We start from the raw sequence: 11,301 nt of genomic DNA, 5'->3' as shown, positions 1-11,301 counted from the left end.
AGCATGATTTATAAAAAAATAATTTTTGTATGGGTTCTGTTCACTAGTTGTCTGGCCCATACACAGACTGTAAACGAAGTTTTTCAAAAATTCAGCAAGCAATATAGTACTTCTCTGCCATTACAATATAAATCTAATTATGCATTGTATAAAGATTTTGATGCTAAGAAATCAGAACAAAGTTATAAAGGTGCTTTTTATAAAAATGTAAAAAATGAAATGTACACAAAAATTGGAAACACTGAAACTCTTAATTCTAAAACGGTATTTCTCAAAATAAATCATGATGAAAAGATAATTGAAATTTCAGATCCAATTGAAAGTTCTTTTAATGATTTTGATATGAGAGCATTATTGAATTTATGTGAAGTAGAAAAATTTGTTGATTATAAATCATACTGGGAAATAACTCTTGATGCAAAACCATATTCCGGTCTTTCTTATTCGAAAATTATTGTCCAGATATCCAAGGATTATTTTTTGCAAAAACAAACGTTTTATTACAACACGGCAATCAATTTTTCAAAAGATTATCGAAGCCCGGATTCACATTATCCAAGATTAGAAATTACCAATACAAATTATAACCGAAATCCGGTGAACGCTGCAATTTTTAATAGTGCGACTTATTTTTTAACGGCCAAAAAGCAAATCATTTTGTCTGAGCCATTAAAAAAATATGAAATAATTGACCAAAGAAACATTTCCAATAAATAAAAATCGACATGCATATCAACAAGTATTTAATAACATTTGTATTTACACTGTTTTCATTGTTTTCATTTGGGCAACAAGAAGAGTTTTTAGGAGATCGAAAAGTAGGAAGTCAGCTAAATAGTCTGCCAATTCTTCATATTACAGATCCAAAATTTACAGACTTAGATAAGCACAATGTTTTTGCCTCTATTAATCCCGCGGTATCAATTCATTTTGGATATAATGATACTCAGTCTGATGTATATTATAGTGAAATTTTATTAAAAATTACACCATATGGCACGGCCGGAAATATACTCACTACTTATAAGGATAGCAAGAATCAGGAAAAAACATATGCGAATCCTTTTTTGATAACCCTAAAGATAAAGCATGATAATATAACCAAAGGAGCGCAACTAAATGATTATGCTGTATATCAATTACCGGGAATACATAAAGCAGATGTAAAAGTAGAATCAATAAAATATTATAATTCCAATGATGCACTTATAACAGTTTCTAATTCTTCAGTTTATTTAGAATTAAAATTCAATACATACAGGTATTACAACATGCAAGTGAGTGCTACAGAATCAACGTCTGTTTTTCCGTTGTCTCATAAATTTATAAAATACAATGGTACAAACGAATTGCAAGTTTCTAAAGTTAGTGACGGTGCTGAAGAACTAGTAATTAACTGGACCAGAGACATCAAATCTCCGGCAGTAGAATACGAACTTGAATGGAGCTGGATTGACAATTATAATATAAATGGCGGAAAACTCTCTACCAGTCAAATACCTTTAACAGAGCAGGATTTTAAATTAAACAGTACAAGAATTCAAACCAGAAATACTATTTATAGAATTCCTCTTGTGTATTCTAATGGTTATTTGATATATCGTGTAAGGCCTATAGGTCGATTTCTTGACAACACAGACAAATTTTTTTATGGAACCTGGTCTTCTGGACTGACCGGTTCTTTTAAACTCGTTAGTGACTGGTCGCATATAGTCGAAATAGATCAGACACATGAATCCGGAAAAAACTGGCAATACCAATCTTCTTTTGCCGAAGACGGAAAAAAGAAGGAAGTGGTAAGTTATTTTGACGGAAGTTTACGCAACCGCCAAACCGTAACCAGGATAAACTCTAACAATAAAGCCATTGTTGGTGAAGTAATCTATGATAATCAAGGGAGAGCTGCGATCGAAGTGTTACCAGCTCCTATTGAAGCTTCCGGAATTCGCTTTTATAGTGATCTGAATAAAAATTCTAAAAACTCAATTTACACCCACAATGATTTTGACTGGGATAGTCCAACAGTTTTGAATTGCGATTCTGAATCTGCTTTCGAAATGTCGAATATTGCCGGTGCAAGTAAATACTATTCCTCAAATAATCTGCGTCAGGAAAATTACCAGGATTTAGTTCCGGATGCCAACGGATTTCCTTTTTCGCAGATAGAATATACTCCCGACAATACTGGCAGAATCAAGAAAAAAGGAGGCGTAGGATTAGACCATCAAATTGGTAAAGGGCATGAAATGCAATATTTTTATGGACAACCTGAACAAAAAGAACTAAACAGACTTTTTGGCTATAAAGTAGGGGATTTTGCCCGATACAAGAAGAACATCGTTGTTGATCCCAATAAACAAATTAGTGTAAGTTACCTTGATCCACAAGGAAGAACAGTGGCAACTGCACTTGCAGGAGATAATAATGATATATTAATGTGCCTGGATGATGAAGCAAATACTGGTTTACATGCAATTACAACCACCAATTTACTGGCCAATAATGATAAATACGCATCTGGCAATAATGATATAAAGAAAGATGGTATTCAATTGAATACTTCAGTGAACGTTGAAAAAGAAGGTGAAATAAAATTTAATTACACATTTAATAAAACCAAAGGTTCCTACACTGATAATTGTTTAAACACAAAACAATATCCATTTGTTTATGATTTATCCCTAAGCTTGAAGGATGATTGTGCAAATGAATTACTTACGGGAACTGATTCATTAGTTTCAAAAATTGGCGTATATAACGACAACTCTTTTAATGCAACCTCTTTAAGTGTAACAAATAAGGAATATAAAGGAGAATATTTAGGTAATTTCCTAAAGATAGGATCTTATTCTTTAAGTAAAAATCTTAGGATAAATCAGGATGCATTAAATCAATATGCCGATGATTATATAGACCAATTAATCGCAAACAAAATATGCCTGCCCGATCTGTCATCGTTACAAGCAGATGTTACTGCTGATGATTGTAATGTAACCTGCAAAAGTTGCGAACAATCATTGGTATGTGATAATTTAACCGTTGCTGAATGTGAAGCTTTTCAATCGAAATTATCGGTTGATGAAGATGATCTGGGTAATATTACCGCAAGAGAATCTTATATAAATACAGCCGAAAAACAATATATGCTTAAAAACCTGAATGCATTTTTTGTAACCACTTTTACACATAACGGTTCACAATTTGTAAATCCTGAGATCGATCAAAAAGAAATAGTGGCTAAAGTAGCCGGATTTAAATTTGAATTTAGAAAACACCTCTCTGAATGTAGGGAAATGTGTAAACAACCAATTAATATTTGCAGTCTTAATCTGGATTCGCTTCTGGAAGATGTTAGTCCGCATGGGCAATATGGCTCCGTACAAGGTCTGGAAGATAATCATACCAGCGAAGATTTTGTAAATAATACAGAAATAGATCCTTTAAGTATCTTTAATGATAATAACCAATTATTATATGGTGGATATATTGTAGTGACCCAGATTAATCCGGAAACGAATAAAGATGAGGAAATAAAAATATCTAATTACAGCTGGCGAAAACCATTTAAATCTTATGAAGAAGACGGGGTTATTTCTAAGGTTAGAGTAGAGTTGGTGGGAGAAGGTATTTACAGTCCCAGTATAAAAGAGGGGATGATATTAAAACCGGAAGATCAGGATCCTACTCGTAATGATCCAAATATATTTTTGATACAACCTGAGGATTTACGATATGTATCTGATTTTATTCATCTATGGAGGCCGAGCTGGGCAAATGCTCTTTTACCTTTTCATCCGGAATACCAGTATTATATTTATAATGCAGCTTTATGTAGTAAAATAAACGGTGCAGGCTATAATTCAGATGGGTTTGACGAAACATTAAGCAACATGGATTATTATGATGCCGAAACCGAAACAATTAGTGATAATACCATATTTACATCTAATGGAATAATATCGAAACTTTTAAATGTTGATTCTCAAAGTAATGATAGTGATCCCTTTTATAACTCAGCAAATTTTATAGAAACAGATACTGATTTTAAGCTTCGTAAAGATTTAATGAGAGAAGCTTTAAATCTAAATTATGACGGTATCGCTTTGCCAAATGGTAAAAACATGACCATGCTTCAGGTTGCCTATTATTTGGCTGTTTATTCTAATGGGATTGCAGCTGATTCTGACTATGAAGAATTTATAAATAAAACAAATACTAAGTTGTTAAGTGACATTAACAGCATGAGTGATATTTATTTAAAACAAAAAATATGGCTGAATTTCAGAACAAATTATACCGCTGTTAAACAAAAAACCAGAACAGTATTCTCTCATATTTATGCCTCTCAAAAAAATAATTATAATGATTGTATTGGTAATCCCGAAAGCTCAGATACATTTTTTACCCTATTCAAAAAGTATACAGTTGCAAGGCCAAACAATTATGAAAATCTTACCAGATTAATAAATACTATTCCACAGATTCCTGCACTCCCTAATACAACTCCTGCCAGTAGAGGAATTGAGCTGGCATGTTCAGATGTGACCTCTTCTTTTTATGCAACCAAAGAAAAAAGATTCGTTCCAGCAGATTATGGTTTTGACTCAGCACTTACAGATACACAGGTTATGGCTGCAGCCAAAGCAACTGCCGAAACCGGAATGTATCTGGAAACTGGCAAATGCCCGGGAGCAATCGATTTAGAATTTTTCTTAAACGGATTACTCGATCCTACGATTCAAAAACAGGGACTATTGATAAATGGCTTAAAGACTTCGAGTATGCCCTATTTAACTAAGTACTTGTTCAATGCACAAATAAACTCAGATTTTAACTTAGAAACCGCTGGTGAAACCCCAAAAATTAAAGCTACTCAGGATGCTTCGGGTAATCTTAATATTGGTTTTACCTACATGAACAATGATATTGCAACTCCTATTCAGTTGAGATTTATAAATAAAAATTATAAAAATGCCTGTGGTACAAATGTGTCTGTAAATTGGGAAGATATTATTGGTTTCAAAAATATTTATGCTTTACCTGAATATAGTACAATCGATAAAGTATATAAATTCCAGATTCTGGCCATTGTAAAAAGAAAAAGTGGTACAGATAATTGCACTTCTCCCGAAGAAATAATTATCGAAGGTACTACCAAAGCAAATATTAATGGATGCGACGAATTAGCGATTGCACCCTGTGATAAAAAAGAGAAATTTAATAGTGCTTTTAAAAGCCTTGTATTCAATCTGCAAAACAGTAGAATAATTCGCAATAATGAAGTAGATCTTACCACCAATACTGCTTTTACAAACGGTTATCTCTATACCTATTTTGGCATTAAACAAGGTGATGTTGTAAAATGGAAAAATAATACCAACGGCATTAGTATTACTGTCAATGATCAAAACCGTCTTGTAATACACTTTGAAGGTTATAGCTTAGGAGTAGATCCTATTATCAATATTGCCATAGGCGACTTGCAAAATAACCAATACAATATTTTAAAGCTAACGGTTAGAAAACCAGGTCTTTTCTCAAAAAGACAAATCACTTCAATAATCACCACTGGTAATAAAAATCCTCTTTATTTTAGTTGTTGTTCGCCTTGTGGAGAATGGGATCATGATGGTGACGGTTTTGGTGATTTGTGTGGAGAAGTTTCACCTCCAAAAATAAATGTATGTAACAGCGGTGATAAAGAATATATATATGAAGAAAATTTAAAAGAAGCTTTAAATGAAGCAATAACAAACGAGACATTAAATTCATTACAAAACTCTTTTAATAACCCCAATGCGGTTAAAATGACTCGTTTTATTAATAATTCTAAATTGATTGAGAATTTTCAGGCATTTAGAAATTATTGGAATAAAATTAAAGTATTTGAAAATCCCTATATCGACGATATCGAACTTTTTAAATTTATAGTTAAAATAGGTAGAGGAAGTACTTACATAAATTTTTACAATAATAAGAATGTTTTAGAGGCTTATATCATAATATCAAATCCTGATAATCTGGCAGTCAAAAAATTTAATAATATTGAGATTACAGAATCTCAGTATTGTTCCATTAATTATACAAATAATAATAACGAAACTTTTACCTTAAATGACATATACATAAACAATGCTGTATTGATTAGCCCTACCCATACAGGTGTTGGGTCAATATGTGATTTTTTAACGGCTTATACGACAAAAAACCTATTAAAAAGTTCGTATAGCAATACGAATGACAATATTATAAGTTCAAGCTATGTCAATGATGAAGGTAATGTAATTACTATTCTGAATGCACAAAAAACTATTTTAAAATCAAGACTAACCGCAACTCCGGCAGTTACAAACTGTAATACATTCTGCGTTCCTCCAACTGTTCCTCCAATTATCTGTGGTGATAAATGGAATGAGTTTAAGACAGCAATAATTGCTAAAGTGGCTAATTATGAAGTCCCTGAAAAATTAACTAAAGACGCTAATTTTTTCTGTGAGGCTAATTTTGGATATGTCAGCACTGATTATATTGCTTATTTAACCAAGCTGCAAATAACAACAATACAAAACCCGCTTTTTGTAACAATTGCAGAGTTTTGTGCAACCAAACTGAGATATGGTAATACAAAAACCGCGTCAATAATTGATTTATATGCCAGTTATATATCAGAACAGAAAACAGCAGAAACCGAGGAACTTTTAAAATGGAACCAATATGCAGACAACTATGTAGTAAATAATAATCTATGTGTACCGGCACTTATGGCACCAACATTTAGCCTGAAAGTTACTACTTCTGAAACCAGGACACCTTGCGAAATATATGCAAATACTGTAAAAGAATCGAACAAACAACAAATTGAACAGGCTTTTTATGCCAGAAAAAAAGAAGAATTTAAGCAACATTATCTTCAGGCTTCACTCGAGGGAGTAAATGAAACGCTAACGCAGACTTCCTGGGACAAAGAATATCAATATACCTTGTATTATTATGATCAGGCAGGAAATCTAGTTCAGACTGTTCCGCCACAAGGTGTACAAAGATTATTGCCAAATTCTGATGCAGCGATAAACGAAGTTCGCGAAACCAATACTGAAAAAGAGGATTTAACACAAGTCAATGGCATCGATGTAGCACCAAAACATACGATGCAGACACAATACCGTTACAATTCATTAAACCAATTAGTGTGGCAAAATACACCTGACGGAAAAATAACCCGATTTGCATACGATGCATTAGGAAGAGTTGTAGCCTCTCAAAATGCAGAACAAATAAAGACGAAACGTTTTAGTTACACCCGTTATGATGGCTTGGGCAGGATTACCGAAGCAGGACAATTTATAGTTAAAAGTGGTATTGCATTGACTATTAATGACAACGGAAGACTGATTTTTACAAATACTGTAAATCTTGTGCCAGTTGATGCTGTTTTAGATTTGTATCCTTATAACCTTACCATAGCACTGGATCAAATTACCAAAACCGTATATGATACTCCAATTGCAAATACCAGCGAATGGTTTACAGCTTATGGTGTTGATAATTGCCATAAAAGAGTAACCGCAGTATTGTATTACGATACTTTAACAGCCGAAATAACCCAGGTAAAAGCATACGATAACTATAGCAATGCAATCGTATACGATTATGATGTACACGGAAACGTAAAAGAGTTAATATATCATACAAATAATAATACTAAACTAACCCAGCTTAAACAAGAACTTAAAAAAGTAGTCTACGATTATGACCTGATAAGCGGCAATGTAAATAAAGTTACCTATCAGCCCAATAGTGCCAAAGACCAGTTTATACATCGTTATGAATATGATGCAGACAACAGGATACAACAAGTATATACCAGCAAGGATAATGTAATCTGGGAGAAAGAAGCGAATTATCTCTATTATGATCACGGACCATTGGCACGTGTAGAAATTGGTGACAAAAAAGTACAGGGTCTTGATTATATCTATACCCTGCAAGGCTGGCTAAAAGCAGTGAACTCAGAGAGAATTGGCTCACAATACGATGCTGGTAAAGATGGCTTAAATGTCGCTCAGGATGCCTTTGGCTTTGCCCTGAATTACTACAAAGGCGATTATCAATCAAGATTTAATACCAGAGACAATACAATCTTTAGTTTTAGCAAAAACGATAAACTGGAGCAAAATGCCAATCTCTACAATGGAAACATTAAAGAAATGGTAACATCATTATTGGATAACCAGCAAAAACCAATTTCGACACAGTTTAATTATTACAAGTACGATCAGTTAAACAGGATAAAAGAAATGACATCCCAATCTATTTCGTACAATCAAAATTTAACTACAAATGCCCCAACAACCGGGTACAAGTCAAATTATAGCTATGACCGCAACGGAAACCTTACTTTTCTAAATCGCTGGGCATCATTGCCTAACGGAGTAATTACACTCATGGATCAGTTAACGTATAATTATACCAACGGTACCAATAAATTGCGCCATGTAAATGATGCTGTGCCTAATGGCGTCTTTACCAACGATCCCAAAAACCTCAACGATACTTCCCTTGATATAGACAACCAGACTGCTGATAATTATGGTTATGACGATATAGGGCAATTAATCGCAGACAGACAAGAGGGTTTAAAAATTGAATGGCGCGTAGACGGAAAAGTAAAAAAGGTAACCAAAAATAACGGAGTCGTAATAAGCTTTGAGTACGATGGTCTGGGCAACAGAGTTGCCAAAACAGTTACCAGTGGTACTAATGCCACAACAACCTATTACCAGCGTGATGCACAAGGCAATGTCCTGAGCACCTACGAAATGGTAAAACAAGGAACTGTGCTTAAATATTATCTGGTAGAACAGGATATTTATGGCAGCAGCCGTTTAGGAGTCGAAAAAGGACGAAAGGAAATCACTGCAGATAATGTGCAAAGTATTCTTAAATCAGGAGTAAGACTCTCAGGAACTCTTCAAAGTCCCCTAACGCAAGACAAGGAGATTAATACCAATCAATCCGGTTTAAATTTTAGTACAGAAGATGCCAGTGCAAAATGGACAGAAAAACCGGAAAACACCATTAATTTATTTAAAAACGAGACTTCTAAAACCGAATCGATAACCCTTACAGGACACTTGAAAATTGACTCTAAAAGTACGAGTGCTGATGGTCTGATAGCGGCCTTACATGGTAAAAACCAAGAAGGAGAATCATGGCCGGGAGATCGTGCATATTCTTACTTAAGTTCAGTTTTAGTATCAGTTAATAAAACAGATATGGGTTATAAGCCCGTAGTCTCACTTATAAAATACCGAAGGGACCATCATAGATATGAAAAATCTAAATTTAGTTTTAGAAGTTATCAAACCACGACTCGCTATGAAATTATTTCGCCACCTATTCCGGAAGACGAATGGGATTTAAAAGTACAAATAGTAAACGACATAAATACTGACGAATATATTGTTACCATAACCCTGAACGGCAATGAATACAAGACCACCAGTAATCTCACTTTAGATCACGATGGAGTTAATAATATAGGGATGAGAAGAGGTTCTGAGGATCTTCATATTATACTACCGCAAAACTCTGTAGGACATACCTCTATTACCCATCGTCCTGGTAAAACCGAGAAATATAATGCTATTAAAGCCGAAATATGTGATTTTAGTTTCAGAGTAGATAATGGTCAGGAACCAGAGGATATACAAACTAATTATTTTGGTTTTGATGAAGGAAGTGGCATAAAAGCAACCGCTACGACAGGACAAGAGGCTAAATTGAGTAGTGATATTTTCTCGCAGACCTATTGTGGTTCAAGAGCTGATGACAGCGATGGAGATGGCATACTCGATATAAAAGACAATTGCCCTTATGTATTTAACCCATTGCAGGAAGACACTGATGGTGATAATATTGGTGACGCGTGTGACAATTGTAAATATATCCCTAACTTTGACCAGCTTGACAGCGACGGAGATGGTGTGGGAGATGCCTGTGATAATTGTAAATTTACTGCTAACGCTGACCAAATCGATACAGATGGAGACGGCATAGGCGACGTATGCGATAATTGCCCAACAATATACAACCCATTACAAGAAGATGCCAACAAAAATGGAATTGGCGATGTTTGCGAAGGATTAGCGCAGGGCGAAGGTAAAGCTGCGGTGGCTGGTTCTCCTGTAATTGCGTATCGTTTTGTAGGAGACAAACAATATGAGTTGTCGAATCATTTAGGCAATGTGTTATCTGTAATTACAGATCGAAGCCTTTTGGCAGGAAACATTTTCATGCCAGACGTTCTTAGTTATTCTGATTATTACCCTTTCGGGATGCAAGTGCCAACCAGATATGGCAGCTCAGAATCATATCGTTATGGCTTCCAAGGTCAGGAGAAGGATAATGAGATAAAAGGCGGTGACGGGAACTCGATGAACTATACTTTTAGGATGCATGATCCGAGAGTTGGAAGGTTCTTTGCCATTGACCCATTATTTAGACAATACCCTCACAATAGTTCTTATGCATTTAGTGAGAATAGGGTAATAGACGGTAGAGAGTTGGAAGGTTTGGAATACACCAGATATGACACTGACAGCTTCGACCCGAATGTTAAGTTAATGGCAAAAGATGATAACGTAACTAATTATGCTGACAGTAAAAACTATAAGATTTTTAATGACGCAAGGAGTGGTTTTAGTGGAAGTGGCTTTATTGTAGATTTCATGGGTGGCGAATTAGTTGGAGCATATATTGCAGGAACTAAATTATATCAATCTGCTACTAAATTTGTTCAATCAAAACTAACTGTAGTAACTTTAAAAAATGCAGATAAACTTCTAAAACCTGCTGTTGAAGCAGCAGAAAAAGGAGTAACTACTAAGCCTGTTGCAGGAAGTATAGCTAACATAAATCGCTCAATTGATGGTGCTAAATTAGGGAGTATGAATTGTACTAATTGTGTAATTTCAACAGATTTAGCATTACAGGGAGTAAAAAGTACTGCTATGCCAAAAGCACTTACTCCATTAGGAGAATATACAAGTGGACCTGTATCAATATCTGTTTTAGAAAAACATTACGGTACGAAATTTGTAAATACCAATGTCTCAAAATTAGAAGAATTGGCAATTGGTAAAAGAGGAATAATATATGGAGAAGGTAAATATGGAGGTCACGTTTTTAATGTTGTTAACCAAAAAGGAGCAATAAAATATCTGGATGGACAGACAGGGAAAGCGGCTAATATTAGTGATTACAAAAATTTGAAATTTTTACCAACAAATTAAACGAAAT

General features: G+C 34.4%; 2 protein-coding genes. Both read left to right on the top strand.

Going from position 1 to position 11,301, the window contains the following annotated elements:
* The first annotated feature begins 3 nt into the window (after positions 1–3).
* Positions 4–717 carry a hypothetical protein gene (locus BXU01_RS18215; protein WP_083694559.1) on the top strand — a complete coding sequence of 238 codons (714 nt, stop codon included), beginning with the start codon at positions 4–6 and terminating at the stop codon, positions 715–717.
* Positions 718–725: 8 nt separating this feature from the next.
* Entirely contained in the window at positions 726–11,294 is a 10,569-nt protein-coding gene (locus BXU01_RS18210) for a thrombospondin type 3 repeat-containing protein (protein ID WP_123774109.1), read from the top strand.
* Positions 11,295–11,301: the final 7 nt, after the last annotated feature.

It is taken from the genome of [Flexibacter] sp. ATCC 35103, assembly GCF_001975985.1.
Classification (GTDB): Bacteria; Bacteroidota; Bacteroidia; order Flavobacteriales; family Flavobacteriaceae; genus Flavobacterium.
This window is presented reverse-complemented; position numbering and strand designations above follow the sequence as displayed.